This window comes from uncultured Sphingobacterium sp., assembly GCF_964277905.1.
In the GTDB taxonomy this organism is placed as follows: Bacteria; Bacteroidota; Bacteroidia; order Sphingobacteriales; family Sphingobacteriaceae; genus Sphingobacterium; species Sphingobacterium siyangense.
Window position 1 is genome coordinate 24,558 of the sequence record NZ_CAXYKD010000010.1, and the last position, 15,987, is coordinate 40,544.

7 protein-coding genes are annotated in these 15,987 nt (G+C 41.8%); all 7 read right to left on the bottom strand.

The window, feature by feature from the left end:
* Nucleotides 1-19 precede the first annotated feature (19 nt).
* Nucleotides 20-1,420, bottom strand: a complete 1,401-nt coding sequence (locus tag ACHWSC_RS06980; protein ID WP_394676284.1) for a glycoside hydrolase family 28 protein — start codon at nt 1,418-1,420, stop codon at nt 20-22.
* A 133-nt stretch (nt 1,421-1,553) separates the two neighbouring features.
* A complete protein-coding gene (locus ACHWSC_RS06985; RefSeq protein ID WP_145327551.1) occupies nt 1,554-2,615 on the bottom strand; it encodes a glycoside hydrolase family protein in 1,062 nt (353 codons plus the stop codon).
* Between the two features lie 198 nt (nt 2,616-2,813).
* The gene (locus tag ACHWSC_RS06990; RefSeq protein ID WP_394676285.1) at nt 2,814-4,892 is read right to left on the bottom strand and encodes a RagB/SusD family nutrient uptake outer membrane protein; all 2,079 of its coding nucleotides are present in this window, start codon (nt 4,890-4,892) and stop codon (nt 2,814-2,816) included.
* Between the two features lie 30 nt (nt 4,893-4,922).
* Nucleotides 4,923-8,051: a TonB-dependent receptor gene (locus ACHWSC_RS06995; protein WP_208734147.1), complete on the bottom strand. Its 3,129-nt coding sequence runs from the start codon at nt 8,049-8,051 to the stop codon at nt 4,923-4,925.
* Between the two features lie 284 nt (nt 8,052-8,335).
* The gene (locus tag ACHWSC_RS07000; RefSeq protein WP_394676286.1) at nt 8,336-9,841 is read right to left on the bottom strand and encodes a RagB/SusD family nutrient uptake outer membrane protein; all 1,506 of its coding nucleotides are present in this window, start codon (nt 9,839-9,841) and stop codon (nt 8,336-8,338) included.
* 4 nt (nt 9,842-9,845) lie between these two features.
* The gene (locus tag ACHWSC_RS07005; RefSeq protein WP_394676287.1) at nt 9,846-13,019 is read right to left on the bottom strand and encodes a SusC/RagA family TonB-linked outer membrane protein; all 3,174 of its coding nucleotides are present in this window, start codon (nt 13,017-13,019) and stop codon (nt 9,846-9,848) included.
* Nucleotides 13,020-13,241: 222 nt separating this feature from the next.
* On the bottom strand, nt 13,242-15,983 hold the full coding sequence (locus tag ACHWSC_RS07010) for a glycosyl hydrolase (RefSeq protein WP_088163070.1): 2,742 nt from the start codon (nt 15,981-15,983) through the stop codon (nt 13,242-13,244).
* Between the last annotated feature and the right edge of the window lie 4 nt (nt 15,984-15,987).

The following is a 15,987-nucleotide window of genomic DNA, read 5'->3' on the forward strand; positions in this document are numbered from 1 at the left end:
CGTCGATGGTTATGTTACGTTAATCGAAAGACTTGATTTCTTTTCCATTGACAATGACATTTTTTAGCAAGACATTCTTGAGGTAATCAACTTTAAACGCTTCTTTTACACCATCAATTTTACAATTGACCATCGTAAAATCGGTTATAGGTGAAGATTCGTATGCTGTGGAGAGCACAGCATACTTTCCGCCACCTTTAACATGGAGGTTTTCGACCCAGATATTGCGAATCGTTGGAATATGTTTTCCGGGTTTTTCATAAAACATATTAAATCGTACAGCTGCTTCCTTATATTGCCCCACTTCCGTGTTATAAAAAAAAACGTTCTCAATGATCCCACCTCGGCTGGAACTGGTTTTTATCCGTAGCGCCCGATCCAAATTTGGACTGTCCATGACATTGTTGAGTGCATAGATATTTCTGGCTCCGCCTGCAATTTCGCTACCGATAACGACGCCGCCATGACCATCTTTCATTTCACAATTTTCGATGATATGATTCTCCGCAGGTCGACCAATAGTACGGCCATCTTCATCTCTTCCCGATTTAATAGCAATACAGTCATCGCCGGTATCAAAATAACAATTTCTGATCCATACATTTTTACTTGCTTCAGGATCGCAGCCGTCATTATTAGGTCCATGACTTACCACTTTCACACCTTCAATCAATACATTCTCACATAGGACAGGATTAAGATTCCACATCGGAGAATTAATCAGCTTGACGTCAGCAATCCAGACATTTTTGCATAAATAAGGCTGCACAAAATTGGGGCGAAGAAAATTGCCCTCGCCAAATACTCTTTTATACGGGTCCATCTCTTCAGCCATCTGCTGATGCAAAATTGCCCGGGCAGGCTTTTGTTCTCCAGGGCGTCCTTCGTGCCATCCATATTTTCGGGCACCACACCAATACCACCAATGATCATTATCGGCATTTCCATCCAGCAATCCTTTTCCTGTGATGGCAATATTCTCTTCTTTGTACGCATAGATGAAAGGAGAAAAATTGATGCATTCCATGCCCTCCCAACGCGTGAATACCATCGGATAATCAGCACTATCACGACTAAAGAGTACGGTTGCCCCTTCGCTGACATGAAGGTTGACGTTGCTTTTCAAATAGATTGCACCGGTCAGATAGACTCCCTTCGGGACTATTACACGCCCTCCACCCTGCTTATTGCACGTTTCAATTGCTTTTCTAAAGGCTACAGTATTTTTTGTCCTGCCATCTCCAATAGCACCGAAATCGTCGATGGAATAATCTTTCTTTTCAAATGTAGGAGCAACAATGATCTTTTTAAGCTGTTCAATTTCCTTTAAGGGTTGCTTTGCACTGGTCCAGGATGTTTGTTGCGCTTGACTTGCTACGCATACAAAAATTACGAGGAGCATACTAAAAATCTTTTTCATTGGCTTATAATTGTTTCTGGTTGTACTTGTTTATATCAGCTGTCAAATTCCGCTCACTTGTATCGATCTTCAACATACAGAAGCAAAACTTTGCAGTTATTTTCTCGAATTGAACACGATTATCGCAGACTCTTCACACGATCTCAAATACAAAGGCTGTCGAAGTTTCTGCTATTCCGCCTTGGGTGGCTCCAAAAAGGAAACGCGGTTTATCCGTTATTTTATCCATCAGGATCATAGGTCTTTCAAGCCTGCCAAAGCGCTTCAAGTTGGCTGGTGGGGGCGGTTCCTGAATATAGGTCGATAAACCTAGATAAGCCACTTGCGGTTCAGACCATTTAACGCCATCTGATGATTTTAAGATCAATCCATCTTCGTGATTGTAAAACCCCATATCCCTTGCTAATAAACAATACTGTTCATCCTGTTTCCATACGAAAGCATCTTCAAGCTGTGCATTATGCGGACGATCAGAAAAATCAATGACCGGATGCTCTGATTCTTTCACATATGGTCCCAAGGGATGTTCAGCTTTGGCCAATCCATACTTTCGATTTCCTCTGACAGGACCTTTATCCCGCAGATATTCAGCAGTATTCCAAGATTTATAATACAACCAAAATTTACCATCGTTACCTTTTAGAAATGCAGGATTTGTGGTACAATGATCATCCCATGCCCCCTCCACGCCAGGCAATAAGATTGGATTATCCTGCCGTTTCCATGGTCCATCCAGGTTTTTCGCCGTTGCTACGCCTATCCTTTTGGTATCTGTCTTTCCGTTGGAATTTCCCATATAAAAAAGATAATACGTATCCGCTATCTTTTTTATCAGTGGATTATGACAGGTTGTACTATCCCAAAACCCTTCTCGAGGTTGTATAACAACATCCTTATGTTGGAATGTTCCATAGGGAGAATCAGCAACTGCGTGCGCTATCTCGGAACCTTTGATCCAGCCACCCATCCCTTTTTCCTTTCGCCAACGTGAATAAAAAAGATGAACCTTACCATCGTCGCCCCAAATCGGAGATGAGCACCAAATAAAGTAATCTACCAATTGTAAGGATCTTCCAATCGGTTTCAATTTGAAATAAGGAGACTCCAGTATACCCTTTTTAGCTGTCGTATCTAAAGGTAACACCATCATCGCCCACAAAAATGCATTTGATTTTAAGAAGACTCTTCTATCCATGTGAACATTTCCCTTCCGTTGATCTATAATTTGGTTTATTCCGATTCCCAATGTAATGAGAATCAAACCGAAAGATACCAAAACTAGCAATAGTCCCTATCCTGCGCTATCCTGCAATCGCTTACATTTTGATAAAAAAAAACCTACCCATTCCATTCAGAACAGGTAGGTCAGGTTCACGTTTATTACCATCAAAAATTAATAGCCTGGATTTTGCATAGCCTGTTTTTCTGCAGGCGTCAATGCGGCACCACTTTCATTGGTTGTTGCATCCAAGAAAGATTGCGGAATCGGTCGATAGTAATGTGTATTTGGACTAAATACTGTATTCCCGCGTACATAACCATCATTAAAGGCTTTCCATCTCGCTTCCAATGTTTTGGTGCGCGCCAAATCTTCCCATCTGTAAAGTTCACCGCACAATTCACGTGTGCGTTCATTCAACAAAAATGCCATCATTTTCTGTGCATTGCTTGTTGCGCCCAATTTCTCGTAGATTGGCGCATCAACTGCTGAATTATAAATGTCAGCGACAGAATTGATCAGCATCTGTGTTTCGGAAGAGGCCGTAGTTTTCGCAATATCATTATTGGATTCGTAGTATGAATTTCCTTCCCAATAGATTGCTCCTTCCGCAGAAAAGCCGCCGCCCTTTCCAACAGCATAGGAATTATTCTTGTAGGCTTGCCCGCCGTCGACATTCTTCGCTCGGTCTTCACCGTTTTTATAGCCAGCACGACTGCGCAATTTATTGATCCACTGGATTGCATTCGCGTACTGACCTTCACCTTTACGGATATAGGCTTCGGCTACCATTAAGACATCTTCCGCCGAGCGCGCCATAATAACATCTCGCGTACCATTGGCAGACGCTATACTAACCCGATAGCCATCTCTGAACTTCGAAAGCGCCACATAACGTGATTGAACACCAAAGTATCCGTTATTTCCATGTTGACCCACCCAAGCTTGAGGTTCTCCCTGAAAGTAACGTACAAAAGTATGCGGGTTCTGCATCACGCCATTTTTAAGAACTCCTGTTGCATCACCGGCCACTGCTTTGTAGCGTGTATCGCCAGCGTTGTTGACAATGTATTTAATACCCAGCTCTCCACCTTTAAATCGCTTCGTTCCAACAACACTTCCTTCAGGCCCAAGCGATGCATTAGCTGCAGTCCAAACAGGGGCATTAGCGGTATTATTGGCGCCATACATCGTAATAAAGGATTTCCAGAAACGTGAATCATTCACCCTGTCAAATACATCCAGCGTATAATTTGTGGTACGGGCATAAGAAAATTCACGGTCGCCGGAGATATCGCGGCTTGTTCCTCCTAAATCTTGATAAACAGCAGGGTAGTAAAGATGAATCTGATTTCCATAACGTCCCCATGTTGCCTGGTCGTCCGAAAACTGTGCCGACAGAACAACCTCCGAGACTTTTTCGTTAGCACTATTGGCCTTTTGATAATCCCATAGTTTTACGTAATCATCTACCAGGGGATGTGCCGCCACGACCTCCGTTCCATATTTGATGACAGCATCTAAGTCTTCCGCGGTATATTTTGAATTCCAAGCGGCATATAACTCACTCGATCGAGTCAATCGTGCTTTAGCAATATAGTGTGCTGCAGCTGACTTTGTTACACGCCCAAATTCTGTCGCCGAAGCCGGCAACAACGTATAAGCCTGCTCAAGATCCGCTATGGCCTGTGCAAAACAAGCATCTTCGGAAGCTCTGGTAAAATAGGATTCAACCTTTTCGGTCGGGGTCAATTTCAGGGGGACACCTCCAAACTGTACAATCAGCTGTAAGTAGAAATATCCCCGCATAAAGTATCCCTCGCCAAGACGTGTATTATAATTGGCATTGGATTTATCATAATATAAGGGTACGTTTTGAATCAGGGTATTGGCCGATTCGATACCGCTATACATATTATCAAACACCGGCTGAATATTTCCACCACCATAAGTTGATTCAGCAGGATTAAGATCCATACTATAACTATTAAAGCTTGGGGAAGCATTATTTGCATCTGTAAACTCATCTACACCTAGATTGAACAGGGCCATCCCCCAGGTATAATTATATTTAAATTTCAATTTGGAGTAAACACCTGTTGCTAAATCATCTAGCCCTGCCTGAGTTTTAAAATAGTCTGTATCCGGTATGGTAATCTGCTCCTCTTTCAAAAAGTCTTTACTACAGGCGTTCAATACTAATAATCCTGCCGCACCTAACATTGAAGCAACTAATATTTTATAATTTTTCATGAGAGTCAATTTTTTAAATCCTTTTGCTGCTTAAAATCCTATGTTCACGCCGATCACTGCTCCTCTTGTGGTGATGGCGGAGCCGGCTTGCGTTGTATTATTATTATAACTTGCTAAGTCTGGATCCAGAAAATCCACTTTTGAATACAACATCGCCGGGTTCATAATCTGTGCATAAACCTTAAAATTACTGATGCCAAGTTTTTGTAATTTTGTTTTCGGAAAATTATAACCTAAACTTACATTTCTTAGCTTGATAAATGATCCGTCACGGTAATTCATGGAAGAGTTCCAAGGATCTGCCGCTTCACCATTTGAGCCTGGCTGATAATATTCAGCATCTTCATGAACGCCCGGAATAAAGTAGTCCAATTTGCGTTGCATATAACGCCCATCCAACGTTGCAGCTCCAGCGTTTATGGTCTGTCCCCAACGCGAGAAAATAAAGAAAGATAAGTCAAAGTTTTTGTAGGTGAATGTATTCATAATCCCGCCAGACCATTTTGGACGATAGGATCCCAACACTTGTCGATCATAATTGCGATCTACTTTGCCATCAGGCACACCATCTGGACCACTAATATCCTTCACACGGATCTGTCCCGGTTTAGCGCCATATTTTTTAGCCTCCTCTGCTTCTGAGGTTTTCCAAATACCATCGTAAACCACATCATAAGGGACTTGAATCTCCTGACCAACAATCCAGTTATTGGTTAAATCTTCTTTTCGTCCGTTATTCAATTCGAGTATTTTATTCTTGTCTTTGGACCAAGTTAAAGTCGTATTCCACTGAAAGTTATCATTCTTAACATTGACAGTATTGATCTGAAGGTCAATCCCCCAGCCTGAAGTCTTACCAACATTTGCCATTGTGGCCCCATAGCCTAAAACAGAGTTTAGCGTCATGGCCAATAACAGATCATTCGTCTTCGTTTTATACATGTCTAAAGCACCGCTGATTCGGTTATTTAGAAAGCCATAATCTATACCCAAATTATATTGGGTCGTACGTTCCCAGCCCAATTCGGGATTGGCCATTTTTTGCGGATTAGCAGCAGAAGGATCTGAAGCAACATATCCTGGTGTTGAATTCGTCGCGCTCCAGTTGTAAAAATTTTGCGTCAATAATCCTTTCGTTTGATAAGGTCCAATTGCGGCATTACCAACAATACCAGCTCCCAAACGCAATTTTAGTGTATTGACAAAGCGAGCGTCCTTCATAAAATTTTCTTGGTCAATGCGCCATGATGCAGCTACGGAAGGAAATGAGCTCCATTGATGCCCCGGTGCCAATACCGAAGATCCATCCCAACGCACAAAAGCAGTTAACATATAACGGTCCTTATAGCTATAATTTACACGAGCCATATAGGATTCCATTTGTCGCTCAGATAGGCCTGTTCCCCAACTGCCGATAAAACCTCCTGAATTTATATTATACCATAATTCTTCTGCGCTATACACATCCGTAGCTTTCATATTACTTGATTCAGAATTATACTTGGAAGAACTCTGCAACAAGGTTATACCAAGATGGTGATCCGTTCCAAAATCGCGGTCGTAATAGATCAAATTGTCTAAAGTCCAAGCTAAATTGCGGTTTGTTGAATAAGTCACCGCATTATTTCCATCACCATTTATTCCCTCGGCTGCATTTGCTAAACCCAACCGGTAATATCTAAATTCAGGTCCAAATTGCACCCGATATTTTAAACCTTTCAATGGTTCATAAATCTGCCCAAAATCCAATTGGCTAAAGAAACTACCATTCGCACCAAAAGTCTGACGTTGATTGGTATTATATTCCAATTCATTAATTGGATTGATGATATTGATATCACCCGCAGCAGGATTTCTCAGATAGTTTCCGTTGTCATCATAAGGAACTGTCCAAGGTAACATACCTCGTAAAGCACTGTAATAGTCACCTGCACCTGTTACAGATTTAGAGAAATTATAGCCATAATCTTGATCGGAGAAGAATGTGTTTATTGAAGCTCCCATGGTAAACCATTTTGTTGGTGTAGCTTCAAAACTTACTTTTGAAGTATAGCGATTAAATTTCTGACCGGGTTGTGTAGCATCTTGCTTGAGATAACCAAAAGAACCATAACCTTTGGAGTTTTCCCCTCCACCTGAGACGCTTAAAGTATGTTCGGTAGATAAGGCATTTTTACGTCCAAGATCTGCCCAATCGTAATTACCGACTAAGCTTGGATCCCATACGGTATTGTTATTAGTCCAACCTTTAGCAATATTTGCCCATGAGGCAGCTACAGATCCCCATCTAGAAAAATCCTTTGCATAATCAGGTGTCGTCGTTCCGAATTTCGCCAAACGCGCATAATCCAACCATTCCGCAGCATCCATGTACTCTGTGACATCATACATTTTCTCAAAAGTTGCCGTACCAGCATAATTCAACATTAAACGTCCCTTTTTTCCCTGCTTGGTCGTCACCAAAACAACGCCGTTTGCACCACGTGAACCATAGACAGCTGTTGCAGAAGCATCTTTTAAGACATCAATGGTCTCTATATCACTCGGATTAATATTGTCAATGCCACCGGCCTGTAATACCATCCCATCGACTACATACAGTGGTCCCTGATCTGCAGTGATCGATCGCACACCTCTTATCGTTATACTACCTGTTGTTCCCGGACGTTGGTTCGAAGTGATATCAACACCAGCCACCTTACCCTGCATTGCCTGCAATGCATCTTTCACAGGCATTGCCTTCAGTTCTTTCTCACCCACACTGGCAATTGACCCCGTCACATCCTTCTTTTTCATCGTGCCATAACCAACTACCACGACCTCTTCCATGACATCGACCTTTTGTGCTAGAACTACATTCAAGTTATTTTGATTACCCACAGAAATTTCTTGGGATTCGAAACCAAGGCTTCTAAACGCCAATACATCAGATGGCAGTGCATTGATGGTAAATGACCCATCGGCATTGGTCTTTGCCGTCATAGTTTTGCCTTTTACCTGTACAGTTACACCTTGGATAGGCAAACCTTTTTCATCGTTTACTTTTCCAGTCCTAGTGGTTTGAGCAAATAAATTCAAGGTGCACAGCATCGCCATAAATAGCAAAAAAGTGTACTTCTTTACATGATGATCAAACCTAATTGTTAAATAGTTTATCATTAAAGTATTATTTAGGTATTATTTTATTCTTTCCCTTGTTGATCTTCGGTAGTGAAAATCGGTTTTCATTATACGAGATAATGAAAATGTTGTATGATCTTTACTTATTGCTTTATAGGACGACTGGCTTAAAAAAATAATCAGATTTCCCCTTAGGCTTATAATGTTGGTTAAAAGTAACAGGATGATTTGTAATAACCATCCTGTTCAATCCTGTCATTAGCTGGCGCCAAAAATAAAAAAATCGCCCTTAAATGCTAAAGGCGATTAAATAAATTAAGATATTAATATCCGGGATTCTGTGTATACAAGCCGGGACTATTGTCTAGTTCTGACTGTGGTACCGGATATAGGACATAATTGACTTGAAAATCTAACATCTGCTTTGCGACGTCCTCTTTCCTGATCCAAGCTTTCATGACCGATTCGACACTGCCACTGCGGATAAGATCAAACCATCGCACCCCTTCGCCAATAAACTCCCTTCTGCGTTCATCCATCAACTGTGATTTAGTGACATTCGTCAGCTCAGTTGTCAATCCGGCGCGTTTTCTAATTTGATTGACGACCGCGTCTACATCCGTTTGAATGTTCCCAGAAGTGCCATTCAATATGCACTCCGCCTTTAACAACAGCAAATCGCTATAACGAAATACAATATAATTGATCGGCCAATCCATTCGGTTTGCAGGCACTTTGGTAAGGTCTACAAACTTCTTAACAAATGATCTTGTTTCAGCAACATTGCCATAAATATAGCCTTGCTGAATACTGAACGTCTTTCTGCTGTCACCAGTATCATACAGCTTAAGCAGGTCATCAGATACTGGCCTGATTGTTAAGCCTCCTTGCGTGGCTAGCCCGAGTGAATTGAACCAATTATCAGGTACAAGCACCCAAGGAAATGTTGCCCCAACAACAGGATTAGCGCCGCTTGAATATTCAATATTAAAAATCACTTCCTTGTTGCGCTCATTACCGTAATCAAAAATGCTATTATAGCTGGTCAGCAAACTAAATTCATTGCTGTTGATCACCTCGTTGAACTGCTCCACCGCTTTCCCCCATTCGTTGCTGTTCAAACCCGCACCTTCAACACCCAATGTGGGCCCCGATCGTGTCATGTAGACCAAGCCAAGCAACATTCTTGCAGCGTATTTATTGACACGGCCTTTATCTGCTGCAGCGTACGCACTGGGTGCAGGTAGCGCATTAATTGCTTTGTTCAGATCTCCAATAATCAACGCATACAACTCCTCCACGTTACTCCGACCAATGCTTTTAGCTTGGCTGGCGGATACCACCTTGTCTATCCGTGGCACTTTGCCAAAGTACCGAATCAAATCAAAATAAAAAAATGCACGTAAGAACCGGGCTTCGCCTTCCATTCTATTGCGAAGGCTTTCATCGATAATAGCCCTGGAACCATTCGCAGCAAGTTGTTCCAAATAATTGTTTACACGAAAGATGCCGTTAAAATTTGTTTGCCAAGCTTCTATCACATAGGGGTTACTGGCAATCGTTTTATGAAAACTGTTGATCCCTTCCCAATCACGCACTCCGCCGTCCGACACTGCGTACAAATTATCCGACCGTGTTTCCGAGAGATTCATCAGGCGATCAGGATATCCTCGTGTACTGTTATATATAGCGTTCAATCCTTGAATAAAATCATTTGCTGTCTTAAAGTAGGTATCTGAAGTAGCACTCGAAATTGGTTGCTGGTTCAGATCCATTTTGCAAGATCCCAATAGACCTGCTATCAAAAAAAATAGACTCAATTTTTTCATCGTTCTAAAAATTTACGTTTAAACCAAATGTCACTGTCTTTGGAATTGCCAGGCCTCCATAATCACCCGCCTCGGGATAATCAGAGCTTCCGCTTAGATTTGTGTTTGAAGATTCCGGATTTACCCCCCCGTCATATTTGTCCTTTCCCCAAAAATTCTCCAATGTCACGAATAAACGGACTAAACTAAGCTTTGACTGACTCCCCAATTTCAGGTCTTTGATATTATAACCAAGAGTGACGTTGCGTAAACGCCAATAATCTGACGAATACAGCCAATCTGTATTTTTAATCCGTCCAAAAGTTGAATAAGCTTTTCCAACACGACCTTCTCCAGGATCCTCTTCTGAACGCCATCTATCCCGATAAAATCCAAGCGCATTGTCTGATGATCCTTGACCGGTGCGTCCCAAGGCACGTCCTAATAAAGAATAGATATGACCACCATTCTGGCCTTGGAACATAAAACTCAAATCAAAATTTTTATACTTAAAGTTGTTGGTTATCCCCCATACATAGCTCGGGTTTGGATGCCCCACAATCACACGGTCATTCGCATCAATCACACCGTCTCCATTGGCATCCACATACTTTGGATCACCTGCCTTTTGGCTGCCATACAACGCAGCTCCAGCATCAATGTCTGCTTGAGTCAATATGCCGTCTTGTTTAACGACATAAATGCTATACATCGGCTCGCCAATCCGTAGAAGACTATGCTGGATATCAAATGAGGACGGTATTAAAATCTCCTTTTGCTCACCATCAAGTTTTGTTACTTTATTGGAATTATGACTAATATTAAAAGAGGTAGACCATGAAAAATCTGCTTTTCTGACCTGATGGAAAGTGATCTCTAAATCCCAGCCTTTACTTTTCACCTCTCCTGCATTATCCAAATAGGAAGAAAAACCTGTCGAAAGCATGGAAGGAACATTTAGCAATAAATCACTGCTCTTCCGGGTATACCAGTCAAATGATCCTGTAATGCGGGAACCCAAAAGGCCAAAATCCAATCCCACATCATAAGTCCGCGATTTTTCCCATCTTAGATCCGGATTAATGATATTGCTTGGCGCCTGTCCAGAAACGGAAAGGCCATTTGACGAATAATTATAAAAGCCCAACAAGGCAATGCTACTGTAATCACCTATATTGTTATTCCCTGATTCACCATAGCTTCCGCGTAATTTCAGCTCATTGATAAAGGTAACTGGTTTCATGAAACTCTCCTGTGACAGACGCCAGCCCATGGACAACGATGGGAACCAACCCCATTTTGTATTGGATCCAAAACGCGATGAGCCGTCCCGACGAATACTTCCAGAAAGCAAATACTTACCGTCATAGGCATATTGGACACGCCCAAAATAAGAAAGCAAGACACTTTGTGTTGCGCCTGTTGAGGCAACTGTAGCAACTGCACCGTTCAAAGTTGTTATAGAACTATTGGTATAACCTCCCTGCGAGGTGATGGAAGAAGTTTCAAGTTTATCAAAATTATAGGCTTGCCCCAGCAAAGCGGTAATATCATGTTTGTCAAAATTGAGATGATAATTTAACGTATTCTCGTTTACAAAAGTTTGCTTTCGATACACACTGTTGGAGCCATAGGTAGCCTGATTCGGGTTGTTGGTTCGGTTAGCCAAAGTTCCGCCTACAGTGTAGGGCTGAAATCTATTACTTCTGCTATCGGTTTGATCCAAATTAACTGTAGTCTTAAAATTGAAGTTATCAAGAATATTGTACTGTCCGTAAACTGTCCCCAGTAAACGTGAAATTTTGTTTTCCCCGATATAATAATTCAATTTGGCAATGGGATCATTTGTTGAAGTACTCCAGGGATATTTTTCATTGTCAAAAACGTTTACTGTTCCAGCAGGATGGTCCTGAACAGGTGACATCGAATAAATCTGATGCATGATATTATCCTTTCCTTCCACTCCGGGGTCATTTCCGATAGAATAGGTAGGTGCTAGGTTTAAACCAAATGCGATTTTTTTATTCGGTTTGACTTCAACGTTAGCTCTGGCAGTATAGTTTTTATAATCCAAGCCTTTCACAATACCTTGTTGATTGAGGTAATTCCCCGAGACATAATAATTGACAAATTCTGTCGCTCCCGAAGCCGCAACCTGATAGTTTTGGATCACTCCTTTTCGATACGCTTCGTCTTGCCAATTGATAAGGTAAAGCCCGGGACGTCCGGGTTCCAACCAACGGTCATCATACATATAAGATGTATTATATGTCCCGTCGGCGAGTCCCAATATTTTCCGTCGTTCGGCATTGCTTTGGCTTGCCAGCCTTCCGGTACCTGAGGCTTCCCATTGTGCATTGATCATCTCCACCGCTCTATCTATCCACTCTTCACCATTTAACATATCCAATTTTTTATAAGCCTCGGACATGCCTACGTATGAATTGAGACTTACTTTAGCCTGGCCGCTCTTCCCGCGTTTTGTGGTGATCAAAACAACTCCGTTTGCTGCCCGGGATCCATAAATTGCAGCTGCAGATGCATCTTTTAGGACTTCCACAGATTCAATATCGTTTGGGTTCATATTATCCAGCGGATTTCCTGAGGCATAGTTTCCCGAGCCGTTTTGCGAGGCCGTTGACAGTGGGAAACCGTCAATGACATACAAGGGTTCACTCCCAGCGGTAATAGAGCCCGATCCCCTGACCTGAACACTTAACCCTTTTCCGGGAACACCTGTAGATTGCTTAACCCGTACACCGGACATCTGTCCGATCAGGGCTTGATCAACCCGTGCAATAGGGCGCTCATCGAGATTCTCAGCATTAAACTTTGAAACTGGAGCTATAAGGTTAGTTCGTTTTTGGGATCCATAGCCAATGACGACAACCTCATCCAATGCTTCTTGTTTCGGCAACAACTCAACACGTAGAAATGCTAATGTTGATACGCGGACTTCTTTCTGCTGGTATTCCACAGAACGAAATACAATATTGTCACCAGATTTTGCATGAATACTGAAATCACCATTTTGACTGCTTGCCCCTTCATTTTTGCCATTTACCTGGATTGTAACACCACTGATCGGCTGATTTTTATTATCAACAACTTTTCCCGTCAGTGTCCCCTGTGCGTACAATACATGTGTAAAAGCCATTTGAGCCACAACAATGGCCCCATATCGCATTATGTTTTTCATGGGCTGAGTTTTTTAATTATTAATCTGATTTATATTGGTAAATCAATTTAAAAGAACTCATTTGATTAACTGTCCTGAACTTACATGATAACCAGACAATTGCAAATTTTAAAAACTTAAAACGCACTCTGTTTTGTATATTTTAACCATCAAAATTGTAAAAAGTAATGTCCAAAAAAAAAGCCTCGTTTTATACGAGGCTTTCAATAGTGCTTACTGCTTTTAATAACTCCAAATGGTAACAGGTCCAATCAGACCGCTTTCCATGGGTTTCCAGCCGCTTGCATCAAAATCTTTATAATTGATATTGACAAAATTGATTTCATGATAATTTCGCCAGGCAACTTTTTTACGGTCTAAATAGCTGATACGGTTTGCCATTAAATTGGCAACCTCTATGCGAATCTTGTTTTCACCATTTACCAACATGGTTGTAATATCTAGCTGAAACGGAATAGACCATAACACACCGGCCTCCTTTCCATTGACATAGACCTTTGCACTTTCAGCAACACGACCCAATTTCAGTAGATAGGATTTTGATTGATCCTTATTGATCGAAATTGTTGTTTCATAAACCCCTGTTCCGGAAAAATTGACAGCATCTTGGTCTCCCCAATCTGTCCAGGAGGAGAGTTGATCGAGCTTTTTCGCCTTTGGTAAAACAGGTCCACCAGCAATAAAACTCACTTTCCAATTGCGATCCAATTGCGCCACTTGGTTTAACTCGTCCTGATAACGAAAGGGTTCTCCGGCCTGTTGCGCTGAGGCAAGGACTATCCAGGAATAGCCAGATGGAATCTGCACCCGTATTTTGCCGTTAGCTGATGGCAACTGATATGTCTGCCCAGTTTGAGGATCCAACAGCGAATAATGTGAAGCCTGTACATTTAGTGTAATGTTACGATCAACGGTCTGCCCACTATGATTGACCAAATAATAATACCTGTCCTTACCAGCGGCTCTGCGTGAAAACTTCAACCCTGTTTGGTTAATCCGTTCTGGTGCGATCTCTTCTGTTTCGAGTGCCGAATTGACATCTGTCGTAAGATAGATTTTGCCTCTTCCAAAAGCTGTATACTGATTCGCTTTATCCTTTTCGAAACCTAGCGATGCAATTAATTTATTGAACAGTGTACGGCGTTCCTCTAATTGGCTATATCCAGGAATCTCTTGCGGTAATTGCTGGAAGATGACAGTTGCGCCTTGGTTGGCCATTTCCAGGATTTTCTGCAGTGTCACTTCAGAAAAATAATGACAGGCAGGTATATAAATTGCCCGATAAGGGATCGCATCCTTTGAGGTTTGTAATTTCCCGTCGTTTACTGTAGTTCCTGCCAGAATTTTATCTGTTGCAAAATCAAAGCTATAGCCCCGTTTCTGCAGCTGAACACTTTGTTTATAAAATTGCGTCGGATGTAACCACTCGTCAACATCATGAACCTTTAATGCCTTATCCATTCCCTTTGCATTATTCCAAATATCATAAATGGGCCAATATACCAGCAGTTCGTTGTCAGCACGCGTAGATTGCAAGATAGATTGCACACGTGTAATATATTGATTCAAACCGGTAAGGTGGTCCCAGAACGAATTTTGTGGAACAAAATTAACGGAAGCATAGAACAACCATCCTGGAAAAGGTACATTTTTCGGCGAATAGGTTGTCCCATGATAGAATACATGATTCACTCCAGCAAGGAATAGTTGTTCGACTTCTGGTTTCGTTTGTGACAAAGAAGTTTTAAAATGTTCCGTCAGCCAGGTGAATGTTTCCGAAGAAGTATATTTTTTACCATATACATTTGTCGCCGACGTCGCAAATTTCGCCATCATGGGGTCTGGATCCACATTACGGATATCAGCAGTATCCCGTCTTAATCCGGGAATATCAAAACTACTGGATCCAAAGGTTTCACACTCCGCAATATCTGTATCCGCATACAAATCAATCAGATTTCCTGGAGATCCATGGGCTTGATTTTTTGAGACTGCACTAAAGCGATGGGCAAAATCCGTAAATGGGGTCAAAAAATTCTGGGCAAGTAGTATATCCACAACTTCACGATAATCCGATTTAAGGCCTGCTGTTTTAGCTTCATTCTTGCCCTTACCTGCAAAATCCAGGAGATGATCCTGTAACCTATATCCCTTTATCCGTTCGAATGATTGCAAAAACTCATCCGTCCAATTCGCACCGTATACTTCGTAGCTATCGTTAAAAAAAGCACGTACATGCAATGGTTTGTCCTGAAAAGCTTCGGCAAATCTATTGAAATAAGATGCGACAGAATGCTTCCCCAGGTGATCCAACGTATATCCTTCTCCGCCCGGAGCGGCACGTTTGACTTTCTGCCCTGTTCTACCAGAAAAGACAGCTATTAAACGAATATCGGTAGGGGCTTCCCATGTTCCAGCAGTCTTTGAAATATGATCATCCAGATTAATCTCGCTATTGTCGGCTCTAAATGCCCGTAATGCCTGCAAAAAGAAATAATGTTGTTTAGGATCCTTAGGCTTTAAGGGAAAGGTGACTTTTTCACCTTTTTTTAATTCAAATTCATCTAGGATCAATTTGGTAGCGGCATCCTTTTCTTTGATTTGAGGTCCCCCAAATGGCCAACCAGTTCCCAAATTAATATCCACTCCCATGCCCAAGGCATTGGCCTTATCCGTTGTTACCCCCAACATATTCATCCATTGTGGTGAAAGAAAGTTCAGGTAGCTGGATTCAAATCCCTTAGCGCCATAAATAGGTGTTACCTCAACTCCACCAAAACCACTTTTTTCAAATAAGGTTAATTCGCGTTCGAGATTAGGTCGGTCCACAGCCGAACCGAGCCACCACCAACGCGTCCAAGGCCTCATTTCTTTGGTAACTGCTGGCCATAAATCCTGCGCCATCGTTCGACCGACAGCCAACAGATTACAGGCAAGCACTAATGATATATAAATTTTCTTCATGTTA